Source organism: Streptomyces sp. NPDC056231 (assembly GCF_048270745.1).
Taxonomy (GTDB): Bacteria; Actinomycetota; Actinomycetes; order Streptomycetales; family Streptomycetaceae; genus Streptomyces.
The window spans coordinates 31,650-48,501 of sequence record NZ_JBLVKW010000028.1; the positions used below are offsets into that span (position 1 = coordinate 31,650).

The 16,852-nt window shown below is 69.8% G+C and carries 13 protein-coding genes and 2 pseudogenes; 11 read left to right on the top strand and 4 right to left on the bottom strand.

The features are described from left to right. The first annotated feature begins 64 nt into the window (after positions 1 to 64). From ACNPQM_RS21890 to ACNPQM_RS21910, 5 genes are all read left to right on the top strand, one after another. The gene (locus ACNPQM_RS21890) at positions 65 to 1,660 is read left to right on the top strand and encodes a dihydroorotase (RefSeq protein WP_418085389.1); all 1,596 of its coding nucleotides are present in this window, start codon (positions 65 to 67) and stop codon (positions 1,658 to 1,660) included. Beyond that, positions 1,648 to 2,697: an aminopeptidase gene (locus tag ACNPQM_RS21895; RefSeq protein ID WP_418085390.1), complete on the top strand. Its 1,050-nt coding sequence runs from the start codon at positions 1,648 to 1,650 to the stop codon at positions 2,695 to 2,697. Before ACNPQM_RS21890 ends, ACNPQM_RS21895 begins: the two co-directional genes overlap by 13 nt. After that, positions 2,694 to 3,464, top strand: coding sequence for a (S)-ureidoglycine aminohydrolase (gene allE, locus ACNPQM_RS21900; protein ID WP_418085391.1), 771 nt, complete (start codon positions 2,694 to 2,696; stop codon positions 3,462 to 3,464). Before ACNPQM_RS21895 ends, allE begins: the two co-directional genes overlap by 4 nt. Then, positions 3,451 to 4,776 (top strand): amidohydrolase family protein, encoded by a 1,326-nt coding sequence (locus tag ACNPQM_RS21905; RefSeq protein ID WP_418085392.1) that lies wholly within the window; start codon positions 3,451 to 3,453, stop codon positions 4,774 to 4,776. Before allE ends, ACNPQM_RS21905 begins: the two co-directional genes overlap by 14 nt. 236 nt (positions 4,777 to 5,012) lie before the next feature. Further along, complete coding sequence (locus tag ACNPQM_RS21910) at positions 5,013 to 6,050, top strand: LacI family DNA-binding transcriptional regulator (RefSeq protein WP_418085393.1); 1,038 nt, start codon at positions 5,013 to 5,015, stop codon at positions 6,048 to 6,050. Positions 6,051 to 6,435: 385 nt separating this feature from the next. Here the strand turns inward: ACNPQM_RS21910 and ACNPQM_RS21915 are convergent. Further along, positions 6,436 to 6,567, bottom strand: a pseudogene (locus ACNPQM_RS21915) (IS701 family transposase); the annotation flags it as partial. 186 nt (positions 6,568 to 6,753) lie between these two features. On the opposite strand from ACNPQM_RS21915, the pseudogene ACNPQM_RS21920 reads away from it, so the two are divergent. The 5 genes and pseudogenes from ACNPQM_RS21920 to ACNPQM_RS21940 form a co-directional block, all read left to right on the top strand. After that, positions 6,754 to 6,921, top strand: a pseudogene (locus ACNPQM_RS21920) (IS6 family transposase); the annotation flags it as partial. A gap of 320 nt (positions 6,922 to 7,241) precedes the next feature. Continuing rightward, positions 7,242 to 8,144, top strand: a complete 903-nt coding sequence (locus ACNPQM_RS21925; RefSeq protein ID WP_418085394.1) for an IS5 family transposase — start codon at positions 7,242 to 7,244, stop codon at positions 8,142 to 8,144. Between the two features lie 60 nt (positions 8,145 to 8,204). Further along, positions 8,205 to 9,857, top strand: coding sequence for an IS1182 family transposase (locus ACNPQM_RS21930; RefSeq protein ID WP_418085395.1), 1,653 nt, complete (start codon positions 8,205 to 8,207; stop codon positions 9,855 to 9,857). Between the two features lie 284 nt (positions 9,858 to 10,141). Next, a complete protein-coding gene (locus ACNPQM_RS21935) occupies positions 10,142 to 11,278 on the top strand; it encodes a BTAD domain-containing putative transcriptional regulator (RefSeq protein WP_418085396.1) in 1,137 nt (378 codons plus the stop codon). Positions 11,279 to 11,454: 176 nt separating this feature from the next. Further along, positions 11,455 to 11,958: an NUDIX hydrolase gene (locus tag ACNPQM_RS21940; RefSeq protein ID WP_418085397.1), complete on the top strand. Its 504-nt coding sequence runs from the start codon at positions 11,455 to 11,457 to the stop codon at positions 11,956 to 11,958. Between the two features lie 143 nt (positions 11,959 to 12,101). Here ACNPQM_RS21940 and ACNPQM_RS21945 read toward each other — a convergent pair whose 3' ends face one another. The 3 genes from ACNPQM_RS21945 to ACNPQM_RS21955 form a co-directional block, all read right to left on the bottom strand. Continuing rightward, on the bottom strand, positions 12,102 to 12,479 hold the full coding sequence (locus ACNPQM_RS21945) for a hypothetical protein (RefSeq protein WP_418085398.1): 378 nt from the start codon (positions 12,477 to 12,479) through the stop codon (positions 12,102 to 12,104). Continuing rightward, the gene (locus tag ACNPQM_RS21950; protein ID WP_418085399.1) at positions 12,476 to 14,494 is read right to left on the bottom strand and encodes a hypothetical protein; all 2,019 of its coding nucleotides are present in this window, start codon (positions 14,492 to 14,494) and stop codon (positions 12,476 to 12,478) included. The genes ACNPQM_RS21945 and ACNPQM_RS21950 overlap by 4 nt, the downstream gene beginning before the upstream one ends. 101 nt (positions 14,495 to 14,595) lie before the next feature. Further along, on the bottom strand, positions 14,596 to 15,297 hold the full coding sequence (locus tag ACNPQM_RS21955; protein ID WP_418085400.1) for a hypothetical protein: 702 nt from the start codon (positions 15,295 to 15,297) through the stop codon (positions 14,596 to 14,598). Between the two features lie 332 nt (positions 15,298 to 15,629). Between ACNPQM_RS21955 and ACNPQM_RS21960 the strand changes: the two genes are divergently transcribed. Continuing rightward, positions 15,630 to 16,811 carry an alpha/beta hydrolase gene (locus ACNPQM_RS21960; RefSeq protein ID WP_418085401.1) on the top strand — a complete coding sequence of 394 codons (1,182 nt, stop codon included), beginning with the start codon at positions 15,630 to 15,632 and terminating at the stop codon, positions 16,809 to 16,811. Positions 16,812 to 16,852: the final 41 nt, after the last annotated feature.

Genomic DNA, 16,852 nt, shown 5'->3' on the forward strand with positions numbered 1-16,852 from the left:
GGTTGGGGCTGCCGTCGCTGGTGCTGGGGGTTCCACTGGGATGGGTCCCGCAGGTTCGCCTGGCATGGATGTCACGGGTCCCAGCGGCACGAGTCCCACACGTCCCACCGGCACCGATGCCACAGGCCCCACCAGCACGAGTCCCACACGTCCCACGTGCACTGATGCCACGGGTGGCATCAGTCGTACCGGCACGGATCTGTCCGCTCCCGGCGCCGCTGTCACCCTCGTAGATCTCGCCGTCACCGGCGCCACCGTGCTCGCACCCGAGGGGCCACGGTCCGGGACACTGCTGGTGGACGGCGGCAAGGTGGCGGCGATCGTGCCGCCGGACGCCCCGGTCCGTGCCCGGGGGACCCTCGACGCACGCGGGCTGTACCTCATGCCCGGGGTGATCGATCCGCATGTGCACTTCGATGTCCCGGGGATCTCCCTGGAGGCCGACTTCCACACGGGGACTCGTTCCGCCGCGGCCGGAGGGATCACCCTCGTCGTGGAGCACCCCTTCTCCGACCCACCGACCACGACCGCCGCCCGCTACGCCGACAAGATCCGGCAGGCCGGGGCGGGCACGGTGGTCGACTTCGGGCTGTGGGGCGCACTGACCGAACCGTCACTGGACGAGATGACGGGCCAGCACGCGCTCGGCGCCCCCGGGTTCAAGGCGTTCCTCCCCGACAACGACATGGACTTCCCGCCCGCCACCGAGTCCGATCTGCTCACCGGGATGGCGACGGCCGCGCGCCTCGGCGCCCGGGTGCTGGTGCACGCCGAGGACCGGGCCGCGCTCGCCGATGGCGAGGCCGCGTTGCGGGCCCGGGGCCGTACCGATGTCGGGGCCCTGCTTGAGGCCCGTCCGCCGTCGTCCGAGATCGAGGCCGTACGGGATGTGCTGCGGCTGGCCCGGCGGACCGGCTGCTCGGTACATCTGGTCCATCTCTCCACACCCGAGGCCATCGACCTGGTCACCGAGGCACGGGCCGCCGGCGTGGACGCCACCTGCGAGGTCACCGCCCACCATCTGCTGCTGACCGCCGCCGAACTGCCCGACCTGGGCGGCTTCGCAGTGTGCGCTCCCCCGCTGCGGGACCCGGCGCGGGTGGAGCAGTTGTGGGACCGGGTCGCGGCGGGGGTGGTCCAGGCGATCGTCTCCGACCACTGTCCCTACGGCCGGGCCGACAAACTTGCCGGGACGGACGATGTGTTCGGCTGCCCCTTCGGCATCCAGAGCGTCCAGGAGTACGTCCCGCTGGTGATCACCGAGGCGCTGCGGCGCGGTCTCGGATGGGACCGGATCGTGCCGCTGCTGACCAGCGGGCCCGCGCGGCTGTGTGGCGCGGACGGTACCAAGGGGGAGCTACGGCCGGGCCGGGACGCGGACTTCGTACTGCTCGACCCGGCCGCCCACTGGGTGGTCAGCGCGGAGCGGCAGCAACTCGCAGAGGAGCGATGGTCGCCGTACGACGGCCGGGTCAGCTCGGTGCGGGTGGTCAGGACGGTCGTACGGGGCCGGACCGTCGCGGTGGACGGGGAGATCGTGGTGCCGAAGGGCACGGGGCGATTCCTGGACCTCGCCACGGACCCGACGGACCCGATGAGCCGCTCGGCGTCGAATGCCCCGGCCTCCCCGGCACCCGAGGAGACACCATGCCCGGCGTGAGCGGGCGGGAGCTCGATGTCGTGGGCGGGGCGCGGGAGCTGATCGGCGGCTGCCTCGCGGTCACCGGCGCGGACCGGGTGCTGATCCTGACAGATCGCCGTACCCGGCACCTCGCCCAGGTGATCGTGACCGAGGCCCGCGCGCTGACCGGCGTAGCGAAGCTGGCCGTCATCCCCGATATCGCGGACGGCTATCCGGCGGCCCGCGCGGAGATCGAGCGGGCCCTGGACCGGTACGAGCCGACCGTGACGGTGTTCGCGGCGGCCGATTCCGGTGATCTGCTGGCCTGGGACGCCACCTTCTGGAAGCGCCTGGAACAGCTCGGATCGCGGCACGCCCATATGCCCGCATTGGACGACGCCTGCCTCGGTCTCGGCATGGCCGTGGACTATGCCGAGGTGGCCCGTTTCACCCTCGCGGTGAGGGACCAGCTCAGCGGCTCCCGATCGCTGCGGATCACCAGTGCGACCGGCACTGAACTGTCCCTGACCTGTGGCCTCGACCGCCCATGGACACCCTTCACGGGCCTGTACCAGTGCGCGGGGCAGGGCGGGCGGCTGCCGCAGGGCGAGGTGTTCTGCACTCCGCTGACCGCCGAGGGGGTGCTCGCGGTCTCGGTGGTCGGCTATCCCTTCAACAGTGAGTCGGGGCTGCTCGCCGAGCCGCTGCTGATCGAGGTCGCGGACGGCCGCGCGGTGTCCCTGCGCCACCCCGACCGGGATCTGGAGTCTCGGGTGCGCGACTGGCTCACCGAGGCTCCGCAAGGGTTGCGCCTCGGTGAACTGGCCCTCGGCACCAACCGGGCGCTGTCGGCGCTGACCGGAAATCTGCTGTTCGACGAGAACGTCCCCGGCGTCCATATCGCCTTCGGGCACCCCTTCCCCGAGTACACCGGCGCCGACTGGGCCTCCCCGGTCCATGTCGACATGGTCGTCCAGCGGCCGAGCGTGCAGGTCGACGGCGCGACCGTACTGACCGGGGGCGCCTATGCCGGCGCCTTCGGCGAACCGTCCCCCGATGTGAGGAGTTGCCCATGAGCACCATCAGCACGAGCAGTCCCGTTGTCCACCAGGTGAGTGCCAGCCGGGGACGGGTGCGTCCCGCGTACATCCTGATGTGCCCGGAGAACGTGGTGGAGAACGCGCTGCCGCATCTCACGGGCGTGATAGCCAAGCCGCTGGCCACGCCGCGGTCGATGCCGGCGCGCTTCGGTGAGTATCTGCTGGAGTTCGAGGCGGGCGGCCACAGCACCCAGCGGCTCGGCGCGGGCTTCGAGAACTTCCTCTACGTCCTCGATGGCGGCGCGGTCGTGGAGACCGCCACGGAGGAGTACGTACTGAAGCCGGGTGGTTATGTCTTCCTGCCGGAGGGCGACGAGTTCGGGATCGAGGCGCCTGGGGAGTCCCGGTTGCTGTGGGTGAAGCGCCGGTACGACCGGGTGGCCGGGGTGGCGCTGCCGGAGCCGGTGGCCGGGCATGTGGACGATGTCACCCACCACCCGGACGACACCATCGGCGGCACCTACGCCCCGCTGCTGCCGGACGACGAGCGCTATGACATGGCGATGAACTTCATGCGGTTCGACGTGGGTTCGCGGTTCCGGATGGTGGAGGTCCACCACCAGGAGCACGGCCTCTACATGCTCGAAGGCGAGGGCGTCTACTACCTGGGCGACGACCATGTGGAGGTCTCCGCGGACGACTTCGTCTACATGGCTCCCTACTGCCCCCAGTCCTTTTACGCGACCGGATCGACCCGCCCGTCGTACCTCCTCTACAAGGACATCAACCGTGACGGCTTCTGAGAACCAGACCCATGAGGCGCCCGCCGACCTGATAGTGGAACGCGCCCGACTCGCCCCGGGCACCAACACCGGCACAGGCACAGGCACGGTCGTGGCCGAGCTGGTCGATGTCGTCGTACGGGACGGGCGGATCGTCACGCTCGGCCCCGGAGTGGGCGCGGGTGTGGCCGCCCGGGAGCGGATCGTGGCGGACGGCGGGCTGATCACCGCGCCCTTCACCGAACCGCACAGCCATCCGGACAAGGCGCTGAGCCGCCGTTCGATCGGGCCGCTGGGTCTGCCGTCCCCGCTGACGGACCGGCCGTCCCTGATGCAGCGGCAGCGCGATCTGAAGGCCACCTTCACCCGGGAGGAGGTGGCGGACCGCGCCGGGGCGTTCCTGCGGCTGGCCGCCGCGCAGGGGGTGGGGACGGTCGCCGGGCAAACGGACATCGACACGGTGACCGGGCTGACCTCCTTCGAGGGGGTGATGGACGCCCGGGAGGCCCATGCCGATCTGCTCGACCTGCGGGTGACCGCCTTCCCTCAGGAGGGTCTGGTGCAGGACCCGGGCGCCTACGACCTGGTGGCGGCGGCGCTGGCCGCGGGCGCGGACCGGGTGGGCGGATGGCCCAACAACGAGCGGTCCCCGGAAGACCAACTCACCCATCTCGACCAAGTTTTCGAACTGGCTGAGCGGTTCGGTGTGGGAATCGACATCAACATCGACTACTTCACCGATCCGACCGAGCGGCTGCTGCTGCCGCTGGCGGAACGCACGCTCGCGCACGGTATGCGCGGACTGGTCAACGCCAACCATGTGGGCGCCTTGGAGACCTACGCGGAGGACGACGCCCGGAAGGTGATCGAGAAGGTCGCCGAGGCGGGCATCACGGTCACCGTCTGCCCGACCAACCTGAGCGGATCCCGCCCGTACCGGGGTGTCTCGCGGGCCGCCGACTTGCTGGCCGCCGGGGTGACCGTCGCGGCCGGGACCGGCAACCTCCAGGACAACTGGGAGCCATTCGGCAATCTCGACCCGCTGGACACCGCCCGGCTGGCCTGGCACGCGGTGCCGCTCAGCGACGAGGACGACCAGGGCGTGGAGACGGCGTGGCGCCTGGTGACGGACCACGCGGCCCGGGCCGCCGGCGTGCCCTTCGGCACCCTGCGGCCGGGCGAACCCGCCGACTTCGTCGTCCTCGCCGCGACCTCCCTCACGCACGCGCTGCGCAACGAACCGGGCCCACGCTGGTCGGTCCGGGGCGGCCGGATCGTGGCAAGCTGTAGGGGCGAGATCTGGACGGCTCCCATACCGGAGGGGGTGCGCTGATCCACCGGTGGGTGCGGGGGCGGCCGGGGCCCGTCGTACTGTATGCGTACGCGACGGTCCGGCCGCGGCACCCCGTCCGGCCACCGCCGCCGCCCCGTACGGAACGTGCGGTGTCCGGTATCCGGTATCCGCAGTCCGTTTTCGGTGTTGCGTGTGCGGTGTTCCGTGATGCATCTACCGTTTCCCGTGATCCATGTTCGAAGTCGGGCAGGGCTAGGAGTGAATCTGGTGATCCCGTGGTGAAGGCGACCAGGGCCGCAGGCGGCCGGGTGACGATCCGTGATGTCGCCGCCGCCGCCGGGGTCTCGGTGACAACCGTCTCCGACGCCCTGAACGGCAAGGGCAAACTCCGCCAGGAGACGCGTGAGCGCATCCGGCGGACCGCGGACTCCCTCGGCTACCGGCCCAGCCGGGTCGCCCAGGCGTTCCGGCAGGGCCGTACCGGCACCATCGCGCTGGTCCTCCCGCACCGGGACGTCAGCGGCAACGAGTACGACATGATCGGCCTCGACTACTACATGACGATCGCGTCCGGCTCGGCGCGGGCCGCGTTCAGCGAGGGCTACGCGGTGATGCTGACGCCGAGGATCAGCACGGAGGACGAGTGGCGGCTGATCGGCCCGGACGGGGTGGTGCTCTGCGACCCCACCGCCGGTGATCCCCGGATCGATCTCCTGGAGGGCATGGGCATCCCAGTCGTGTCCATCGAGCGCGACCCCGGCCGCCCCGAGCGCCCCTTCTACGTCTCCGGCGACAACGAGCAGAACATGCGGGACCTGCTGGACCATCTCCACGCCCAGGGAGCGCGCCGGATCGCCCTCCTCTCGGCCAGGTCCACCTGGGCATGGACCCTGGAGGGAACCGAGGCGTACGAGTCCTGGTGCGCCGGGCACGGTATGCGGCCCTTCGTCGCCCATGTGTCGGTGGACCGGCTGGAGGCCGACTCCTACCGCGCCGCCTGCGCGCTGCTCGACGCGGACGAGCCACCGGACGCGCTGATCGCCTCCGCCGAGCAGTACAGCGAGGGCACGACCCGGGCCTGCCGGGAGCGCGGTATCCGTGTACCGGACGATCTGCTGCTCGCCATCGGTATCGACAACCGCTTCGCCCAGCAGTCCGACCCGCCCATCACCGCGATCGACCTGCGCCCCGCCGACCAGGCAGGAGCAGCGGTGGAAATGCTCCTCAAACGCCTCAACGGCAAGCCGGTCAGCCGCCCGACGGTGGTGCGCAGCCATCTGAGGGTCCGGGCGAGCACATTGCGCCAGGGGTGAGGGGGCGCCTACTCGTCTGTGGGGTGAGGGTTGGGGGGCGGGTGCGGGTGAGTGGGGGTTGGTCGCGCAGTTCCCCGCCTAGCACTCCAGCAGCATTTTGCTGTCTGAGCTGCGGGTTTCACTGGGCGGCTGGAGTGTAGCGGGCTGCTGGGTGGTCAGAGGCGGTCTCACGGAGACCGTCCCTCGAGCGTGTGGCGCCGCCGTTGGTAGTGGCAGCGGCGTGCGACTGCTTGGCGTTGTCGGCGCCAGTTCGACCAGTTCATCGCGTGGCGTCGGCCTCGGTGTCCGCACAGGTGCGGGGGCCGGGGACGACAAGCTGCCAGGAGTCGCCGAACCTCCGCCACTGTGAGCTCGATGACCCCGGTTGTCTCACCGGTTCCGCCTCCTATTCCCTGGCCTGGTGGGTTGTGGCGGCCAGGAAGGCGTGCGCGAGCATGGCGAGGGTGATGTGCCGGTACCAGCCCACGTAACGGCGGACTTCGTCCTGGTCCAGGCCGCATTCGTTCTTCGCGGCCTGGTCGGGTAGGACCGCCGCATTGCTGCGGCGGTCCCCCCTCAGAACCGTGCGGGCCCGTTGTCCGAGCACACGGCTCAAGCAAGCCCTGATGGCTCGCGGGCGTATGCAGGGGCGCTGTCACGTTGGCGGGTGGCGTGGGAGGATCCTCGGGTTGATCATGGTGGAGGGGGATCGTCCGTGGGGAGCGTGTCGCCGTCGTACAGGGGCCACCGGTACCCGGTCGAGGTGATCTCGCACTGCGTGTGGCTGTACTTCCGGTTCCCGCTCAGTTTCCGTGAAGTGGAGGAGCCGATGCTCCAGCGCGGCGTGAGCGTCTCCCACGAGACCGTGCGCCGCTGGTGTCTGAAGTTCGGCCAGGCGTACGCCAACGCTACGCTGCGCGATCTTGGTGGTTAATTCCAACTGCCATGCAATGAAGTCGAGTTGGCAGGCGTCGGGATGACTGGCGGAGTCGGTCGTGGGTCTGCCCGTGCGCCAGGGGTAGCAGCGCGACGAGCAGGCGGTGGACCATGAGCGCTGGTGATCACTCGTGGGTCTTCTCGGATCGGAGCGTGTCGTGTCGGTGCAACCCCAGCCTTGGCCTCAGAGCCTGTCGGGTGGCTGACCATGCGTGATGCGTGACGGTCGTGATCTGCCTTCGGGGTATGGCGACGGCCCCGGAATGATCACGTGGTGTGTGCCAGTGCGACAACTCCGAGGCCGTCAGCGGCCCATGCTATCCGTCCAGCCTGACTGATGAGATGTGGGAGATCATCAAGCCGCTCCTTCCAGCGCGTGACCTGCGAAAAGGCGGCGGGATGCGCAAGTACGGAGACCGGTTGGTGCTCGACTCGGTGTTCTACGTGCTGCGGTCGGGCTGCCAGTGGCGGATGCTTCCGCGCGATCTGATGCCCTGGGACGCGGCCCACCGCTGGTTCACCAAGTGGCGCCGGGACGGTACCTGGGACCGCGTCCACGACGAGCTCCGCCGCCGGGTCCGGATCGGGGCCGGACGCGATCCCGAGCCGTCGGCCGCCGTGATCGACGCCCAGTCGATCAAGACCAGCGAGGGCGGCGAGGCGCGTGGATTCGATGCGGGCAAGCGAACGACAGGGCGGAAGAGACACGTGATCGTGGACACGATGGGCCTGCTGCTGGTCGTCGCCGTCACCTCCGCGTCCGTGCAGGACCGGGCCGGAGGCCGCGCCGTCCTGGCCCAGCTCGCCGGCGGCTTCCGCACGATCAGTCTGGTGTGGGCCGACGGCGGATACGCCAACTCCGTTGATTCCACGCTGCTTTCGTGGGCTCGCGACGCGTTGAACATCGTCGTCGAGATCGTTAAGCGGACCGACGACGTCAAGGGCTTCAAGGTCCTGCCCCGCCGCTGGGTGGTGGAGCGAAGTTTCGGCTGGCTGGTCCGAAACCGTCGGCCGGCCCGCGACTACGAACGGCTGACCGCGACCTCCGAGGCCATGATCAAGGTGGCAATGATCCGTCTGATGCTCGTCCGGCTCGCCGGACAGCCATCGCGGTGGAGCCATGAATCCCACCGCAAGACCGCACGAGCCAACACCGTCGAGGACTACATCGCGGCGTAACCAACCGGCCACCCGACAGGCTCTCAGCCGGATCCGCAGATCGCGGCGGCGGTCCGGGCGATGTACTCGGGCCGGCGGGAGGCCCCGCTGGCGGTGCAGGTCCGCGACCGGCTGGGCGAGCTGTTCCCGGACGCTGCCTTCGCCGACGGGTTCGGGCGGGCGGGCAAGCCGGGCTGGTCGCCGGGCCGGCTCGCGCTGGTCACGGTGCTGCAGAAGGCCGCGAACCTCACCGACCGGCAGGCCGCGGACGAGGTCAGGGAGAACCTGTCCTGGAAGTACGCGCTCGGCCTGGCGCTGGAGGATCCGGGCTTCGACCACAGCGTGCTGTCGGAGTTCCGCTCCCGTGTCGTCGCCCATGGGATGGAGGAGCGGGTGCTGGACCTGCTGCTGGAGCGACTGCGCGAGCTGGGACTGGTGGCGGCGGGCGGCAACCAGCGCACCGACTCCACGCACATCGTGGCCGCGGTGCGGGAGCTGAACCGGCTCGAGCTGGTCGGCGAGAGCGTGCGCGCGGCCCTGAACGCCCTGGCTGCGGCCTGCCCCGAGTGGGTGGACCAGGCGCTGGTCGTGGAGGACTGGAGCCGCCGCTACGCGGACCGGATCGACACCTGGCATCTGCCCTCCTCCAAGACCAAGCAGGACGAACTCGCCCTGCACTACGCCAAGGACGGCTACACCCTGCTGGAGGCCCTCTACGCCCCGGCTTCCCCGGCATGGCTGCGCGAACTGCCCGCGGTGCAGACCCTGCGGATCGTGCTGGTGCAGAACTACACCCGCACCCCGGGTGGGGGCGCCAGGCTGCGGATCCGGCGCCGCGAGCGCGACGAGGACGGGGGTGACGGGCTGCCGCCGGGCCCGATACGCCTGGCCTCCCCGTATGACACCGACGCCCGCTGGTCCGCCAAGCGGGACATGTTCTGGAACGGATTCAAGCTGCACGTGTCGGAGACCTGCCACCCACAGGCCGACGGCGACCGTCCCGCCCGGCCGAACATCATCACGAACGTGGCCACCACCGCCTCCACCCTCCCGGACACCAAGGCCCTGGAACCGATCCACCAGGCTCTCGACCGCCGTCGGCTGCTGCCCAATCGGCACTACCTCGACTCCGGCTACCCCAGTGCCGAACTGATCGTGGGTTCCGCCAAGGCCTACGGCGTCGCCTTGATCACCCCGGTCCTCCTCGACACATCCCGCCAAGCCAAAGCCCAAAAAGGCTTCGCCGCACACGACTTCATCATCGACTGGGACAACCAGCAGGCCGTCTGCCCGGCCGGGAAGACCAGCACCACCTGGAACGATGTCGCCCAAGAAGGCGTGGCCAAGACCGTCGTGTCCTTCGCCGCCCTGGACTGCATCCCCTGCCCCTCCAAGGACCAGTGCACCAGCGCCCGCAGCAACCGCCGCCGGCTCAGCCTCCAACCCCGCGAACTCACCGAGACCATCCAAGCTGCCCGCGCCCACCAGCAGACCGGCAACTTCAACCGCGACTACGCCCTGCGCGCCGGCGTCGAGGGCACCATCCGCCAGGCCACCCACACCACCGGCCTACGCCGCGCCCGCTACCGCGGCCTGGCCAAGATCCACCTCGACCACACCACCAGCGCCACGGCTCTCAACCTCATCCGTATCGCTGCCTGGTGGAACGGCCACCCCCTCGACCGCGCCAACCACAGCCACCTCGCCAGGCTCCAACTCTCCCTCGTTGCATGACAGTTGGAATTAACCACCAAGATCGCACAGGGCCGGTAACCGGTCGATCCGGCACGGGCCCTGCCGTACCAGTTCCGCATAGATCCGGGTCTCTTCCTCGGTCAGTCCCAGCGCTTCGAACACCACAATCCTTCCCTGGCCTGGCACGGTCGCTTCAGGTTCTCCGTCTCGCCGGACGCACGGAACCAGCTCCTCCGGCAGGCGCGCGCACAATAACGCCGCAGTAACGCTCAGCCTGTAGGCAGCTGCCGAACAGGTGACATCAGATCGCTAAGGTGTGCGCCATGTCAGTTCCGGCCAAGGTCCCACGCGTACCAGGGCTGTCCCTGCGTCTCCTTGGAGGATTTGCGGCGGTTCGTGACGACGGACTAACGATCCCCCGCCGGTGGCGGCGGAGCACCGCGCAGACGCTGGTGAAACTGCTCGCGGTGGCTCCGGGTCTGCGGCGTCACCGCGAGGAAGTGATGGATCTGCTCTGGCCGGACGCCTCGATGGACGCGGGCATACGGAACCTTCGCGTCACCCTCCATGCCGCGCGCCACGCTCTGGAGCCCGAGTTGGCGCCCCGGGTTCCGTCCTCCTATCTGGTGGCGGAGGGGGATCTGCTGTTCCTGGCACCGGAGCTGGTACGTGTCGATGCCAACGAGGCGGAGGAGGCGGCGCGGGAGGCCCTCAGCTCGGGAAGCCCGGATGCGCTCGGCGCCGCGCTGGCCGCCCTGGACGGGGAGTTGCTGCCGGAAGACAGATTCGCGGATTGGGCCGCGGATCGCCGTCGCCGTATCGAGGTGCTGCGGGAGCAGCTCGTCCCCGCCCTGGCCGGGCGGCTACTGGCCGGGGGACGAACCGATGAGGCGGTCGGTGTGCTGCGTGAAGCGGTGGAACGCTCCCCCGCCGACGAGGAGCTGAACCTGCTGCTGGCCCGCACCTGGTGCGACATGGGCCGACCGCGTCAGGCCATCCGCCAGTATCACGCCTGCCGTGAGGCGCTCGCCGACGAGCTGGGGGTGCGTCCCGGCGCCGCGCTGGAGGCCGTGCACCTCACAGCGCTGTCCGCGCTCGACGCCGCGCCGCTCACCCGCCCCTCGCAGGAGCCCGCACCCCTGCCGCCCGTCATCCGCCGCCCCGAACGGCTGCCCCTGTTCGGCCGTGAGCGGCCACTGGCGCTCCTCGCCGAACACGCATCGGCCGCATCCGGGGACACTCCGCTCGTGGTAGTGCGCGGCGAGGCCGGCATCGGAAAGACCCGGCTGGTCGCGGAGGCGGCCCGCCGTGCGGCGGCGCAGGGCGTGTGTGTGCTGTGGGGTACGAGCCACGAGGCCGAAGGGCAGACTCCATACGGGGTGTTCGCCGACGCGCTCGACGGTCACCTCGCCGGGTGCAGCGCCGAGGAGCGGCGGCAGCGACGGGCGTCGCCGCGGTGAACATACCGACCGCGGGCGGTAGCACTTCCTCCGCTGAGAGTGAGCACGGTAGGTGTCGTATTTGCACGACAACTGTCGTCATCCGTGTCCGGCCTCCTGGTGCAGGTGCTCTCGGGACGCCCTCCACGGGTCGCCGGGAAGCGGCGTTGTCGGTGGGCTCTGCAAGGGTGTGCGTCATGGATGAACTGGTGGAGCGTGTCGACGGTCAAGATCGTGTGCTGGGAGTGGTGGTCACCCGCCGGCAGGCCATCCGGGAGGGTTGGCTGCACCGGGTCGCCGTGACGGTGTGTCGTGATGAGCGTGGGCGGATCCTCGTCCACCGGCGGTCGGAGCAGCTGTCGCGCTTCCCCGGGCTCTACGAGGTCACGGTCGGTGGCGGTGTGCATGCCGGTGAGTCCTATGAACAGGCCGCCGCGCGGGAGCTGGCCGAAGAGCTGGGCATTCGTGTGCTGCCGCGCTCGCTGTTCACGTTCCTCAACCGCAGCGGTTTGAGCCCTCACTGGCTCGGCGTGCACGAAGCCGTGGTGCCGGATGCTGTGGTCCCCGATCCTGATGAGGTCGCCTGGCATGGCTGGCTGACGGAGCCGGAGCTGCGGTCGGCCCTGTTGGAGTGGTGCTTCACCCCCGACAGCCACGAAGCCTTCAGCCGGTATCTCGCGTTCCGGACCTCGCAGTCCTGACCTTGCCCGCCTTTACTTGCAATAAGCGCGGTAGACGCCAAGAACGATGCGAATCTGACGACAGTTGTCGTGCTCAGCGGTCCAGAAACCCCTTGGTCAGGGTGCTGGGTTGACGACAACTAGCTCGCTCCGTCTCATCCGCGCTACCGGCCGAGACGCAATGCCCTGCCAAGGAAGTCGTTCGGCTTCGTGCCGGGGTGCCGAACGAGCCGTGTGAACACCACCCGGCCGTCCACTTCGAACCTCAGCACCTTCGCGCTGCGCGGCCTGATCAGGTGGGGCCTGGTGCCGTTCAGGACGTAGTGGACCGCATGGTGGTCGCAAACGATGACGCCTTCCAGGCCGCGCGGCCCTTCCACGACCTTCCAGGTGATGTAGTCGCCCATGCTGCCGGGCGCTTCGTTCTCAGCGATCCGGGCAACGCGTTCCGTGCGCTGGCTGATCTTCCGGTAGGCGATGCCGCCCCGGGCGCGCAGCAGGCGGGCGATCCGGCCGGGCTCGATCCGTACTTCCACACTCACGAGGTGGCCTCCTCCGGGCACTTGCAGGCGGGCAGTGCGATCGTGACGCGCTGCTCGACACCGACACAGCCGCCCTGCGGGCCGATGGTCTGCTGACGGCCGAGGATGTACGGCCGGCCGCGCCGCCGCCCGCCGGTGGCGGCCAGACAGCACGTGATCGCGTTGAACACGCCGACGGCATCGAGGTGGGTGATGCGGGCGGCGGCTTCGAGGTCTTCACACGACGGCGGGCAGCCGCCTTCGGTCGGGCCGGGCGCGCACCGCAGCACCGTGACGACGAGTTCCACGGCGGTCGACAGCGGCGGCGTGCAGCCACGTACGTTCTGCGCCGTGGTGTCCTCGGCGGGGAATCTCGACGAGGCGTACATGCGGCTCAGGTTGACCGTGAGCTGGCCGCCCGCGTCGCCAGTGCACGGGTCGGCGCAGTCGTCCCAGGCGGGCAGACCCGGCACGAGGCAGCGCCGGCAGGTCGGGCAGCCCGGATAGTCGTCGATCTGCGTGGCCATCTCATCGAGGGTGGCGCACACACAGGCCAGGAGGTCCTGAGCGGCCTCGTGAATGGCCAGCGGCTGGAGCGGCACGGTGTTCCCTCTATACGGCCAGATCTGGGTGCGGGGCCGCTTGTAGTCCGGGCTGAAGACCTGACTCGGCGAGGCCTGCCGGTACGGGTTGACGGCGGTCAGCCACAGGTCGACGGCCGGGATCCCGGTCCGCTGCTCCGAGTACAGAACCGTCGGGTCCGCGAACTCGAGGTCGACGCCCTGCCGGGACAGACGGCTCAGGTTCCGGTTCGACGCGACCTTGCAGCCGCAGCCGCCCGAGCAGTCCTTCACCAGGTGACAGACCATCGCACTGAACGCGGCAATGGCAGCGGCGTCGAGCGGCAGACCCACCCGGTAGGTGACGCAGAACGTTCCCTCCTCGCCGCACGGCGCGGCCATGTCCTGGCAGTCGGGCCAGCATTCGCCGTCCGTCCGCACCAGGAGCCCCGGAGCGTCCACACGGTAGGCCTCGGGCGGCAGGGTCTCGCCGTCGACCTCCACGGCCAGGACGTCGTACACCGGGCCTTCGAGGCGGACTTCGCACAGCTCACCGCACGAGCAGTCGCTGGCGCAGCCGCACACGCTGGCATTGCGCCACACGCCGTCGCGGCCGAGGTACGGGATCCACGGGCCGGCCGTCGCCCCCTGCACGGTGGTCGAGCCCGAGTCGAGGCAGCTCTTCCGGCACGGCCGCACAGTGGTGGGGCAGGAGGGGCCCCACCGCCGCCCGGACAGCGCCCACAGGATGCTCGTCGCGACGGCGCGCTGCCGGTCGATGGTCTCCTGCTCGACTCCCTCCGGGAGTTGGCAGCAGTGGGGCACGAACGGCCACGGCTCGCACGGGCCTACGTGCTGCGGCATGTCAGTGTCGCCTCCGCGTCTCGTACCGGCAGGACTGCGGAAACCGTCGCGGATGAACCGGCCGACAGCCCCGTTGGTGAAGCTGTCCGGCATCGTCGACAGGAACGCGGTGCTCGTGTCGAAGGTGCGGGGCGCGCGGTGCAGGACTTTCACGTCCGCCATGTACTCGCCGCCGATCCCCGCCAGCACCCCGTACGCGGTTCGCTTGTGCAGCACATCCAGGTGTCGCCCGGCCTCCAGGGCGTGGAGCATGCCCGCCTTGTCCACGGGGAGCGGGACGTGGAGCTCGTACGACAGCGGGTCCTCGTGTCCGAGGCTCACCAGGAAGTCACGGGTCTCACGGAGGCCGCGGAGGTAGGCGCCGTTCCCGCGCGTGGCGTAGTGCGCCTCCACGTCCCGCACTGGGCCCCGTTGGTACACCGGCAGTTCCTCCGGCTGGGGCTTCATCACGAAGAAGTCGTCATTGCACAGGATGAACCGCTCGGTGATCTCTGGGTGTTCGATCGCGGCCCGTACCGCCGCCGTCGTGTTGGCGTACTTGGTGCCGGTCTGCCGGATCGGGACGTGCCCCACATCGGCCGCCCACGGAGGCCGGTACCCGATGAGCCACACCCGCCGGTGCGGGAGGTTCGCCGCCCACGACCGCAGCGCATATCACAGCTGCGAGTTGGCGGCGCCCTCCCGCACCGGGCACACGATGTCGTACTCCGCCATCAGGACGCCTTGCAGAAGTCGCCCGCCACAGGGATGTACGTGGTCGACGGCATCGGCGGAGCAATGGACGTGATGAAGGTCCGGCGGTGGCAGGAGGATTCGAGCGGGGTGAACATCGGACCGGGGGTTCCGGCGGCGTCCTGGGCCTGGACGTTGTACGGGCCCATGCCCCACTTGCCGCCCGCCCTGGTCGCGCCGGTCAGCTCCAGGTTCACGGCCTCGTTCGCGAGCTCCAGATCGCCGATGATCCCGTTGGTCACCCACGGCAGCAGGAAGTACAGCCAGGCCCCTTCCGCAGCCTCTTCCTCACAGACGTCTTCGCCGAGGACGTCCGTCCATACCTCCAGTGCGAAACCTGCCTTGCAGGGGATCGAGCAGGAGTCGAAACCGATCGGCTTGCCGTCGTAGTCGAAGTACACGGGGCTGCCGGTCATGATCTCAATCAGCTCTGGCGACGCCTGGAAGAACGTGAACGTGATGTCGTACCCGTTGAGGGTGGGGCAGCCCTTCTTGTACCCGCACTGACGACCGTTGGCCGCCTTGAACGTGATGTCGTCGCCCTCCTCAATGTTGGCGGCCATCTCCACGCTCGCGAAGCACTCGGTGACGTACGAGGCATCGTCGCCGCAGACGAGCCGGCCGCAGCCGTCGACGCGGGTGACGCGGACGGTGGCCGCGTTCGAGATGAGGGGTGCTGGCACGGTTGGCCTCCAACAGAGAGTTGGTTGGCCCGGCCCACAACCAGCGGCATCACAACAAGTCTATCCGGCGGGGTCCTTCACCACGCGGCCGTCACCAGCCACTCTCGCCCGGGTACTGCCGCCGGGACCTACCGGACCCGTCCCGGCGGTCGGGCACGCTGGGGCGGGCTGTCTTCCGGGAGTCGCCCCGCTGACTCGAAATCGCCGACTCCCGGCACGCGAGGCCAGCCAACACCTAGCTAGAGCCACGTGTGTCACCTCCATGACACGGCAACGCTAGGTGAGGAAGTACCGGGAATATTCCCAGAGTTGACAGGGGTACGATCAATACCATGCCCATGGGATACGTGGTGTCGACGGCAATACTCGCCTGGTGCACCTTCTTCGCCGTTGTCGCGCCGCGCCGCCCCCGACTGCTGGCGAGCATGAGTTTCTGGTTCGGCCTGATCCTCAACGAGGTGCCGTTCATCGGCATCTACTTCCTGGTGGCCTCCACCGCCCTGGCCGCCGGCCAGGGCGATCTGGAGCCGACGGGCGCCAAGGTGACGGCCGCGGTGGCTGCCGTCACTTTCGTCGGGCTGGCGGTCTCCGCCTGGCGGGGCGTGCGCTCGGACCGGGTGGTCGGGCAAGCCCTCGATCAGGGCCTCGGGACCGGCTGGCGGGAGCGTGTGCGCGGCGCCGCGCTGCGCCGCCACCGGCCCTGGGCCCGCATCCTGCTGCTGCCGGGCATGATGCGGCGCCGTGATGTGGAGCGGATCCCCAACATCAGCTACGGGGACGCCGGGCGCCGGAATCTGCTCGACGTCTACCGCCGCCGCGGCGGCACGCCGCACAACGCGCCGGTCCTGGTCTACTTCCACGGCGGCAGCTACAGCAGCGGGGACAAGCGGCGCGAGGCGCGGCCCCTGCTGTACCGGCTCGCCAGCCAGGGCTGGGTGTGCATCAGCGCCAACTACCGGCTGCGGCCCCAGACCACGTTCCCCGGCCACCAGATCGACGCCAAGAAGGTCGTCGCCTGGGTCCGCGAGCACGGTGCCGAGTACGGCGCCGATCCGTCGAGGATCTTCGTGGCGGGCAGCTCGGCCGGCTCCAACATGGCGGCCCTGTGCGCGCTCACGCCGAACGACCCGGCGTTCCAGCCCGGATTCGAGTCGGCCGACACCTCGGTGACCGCCGCGATCTGCCTCTACGGCTACTACGGCCACTACTTCGGTGAGGCGCCCGACGAGGCGCCGCCCCCGCCCCAGCCCCAGGGCTATCTCCGCCCGGGTGCGCCGCCGTTCCTGGTCGCCCACGGCACCAAGGACGCGCTGGGCACCGTCGAGGGCGCCCGGCACTTCGTGGACCGGCTGCGCCAGGTCTCGCAGAGCACCGTGGTCTACGCCGAACTGCCGGGCGCACAGCACTCGTTCGACGTCTTCCACTCCCCGCGCTTCGAAGCGGTCGTGGACGGCGTCGAGGCCTTCGCCGCCTGGGTCCTGGCCACCCAGCAGCGCACTCCCGACACGGTCTAGTGTCCTGCGCCGGGAATTCGATCGGACACTGATCACGACGC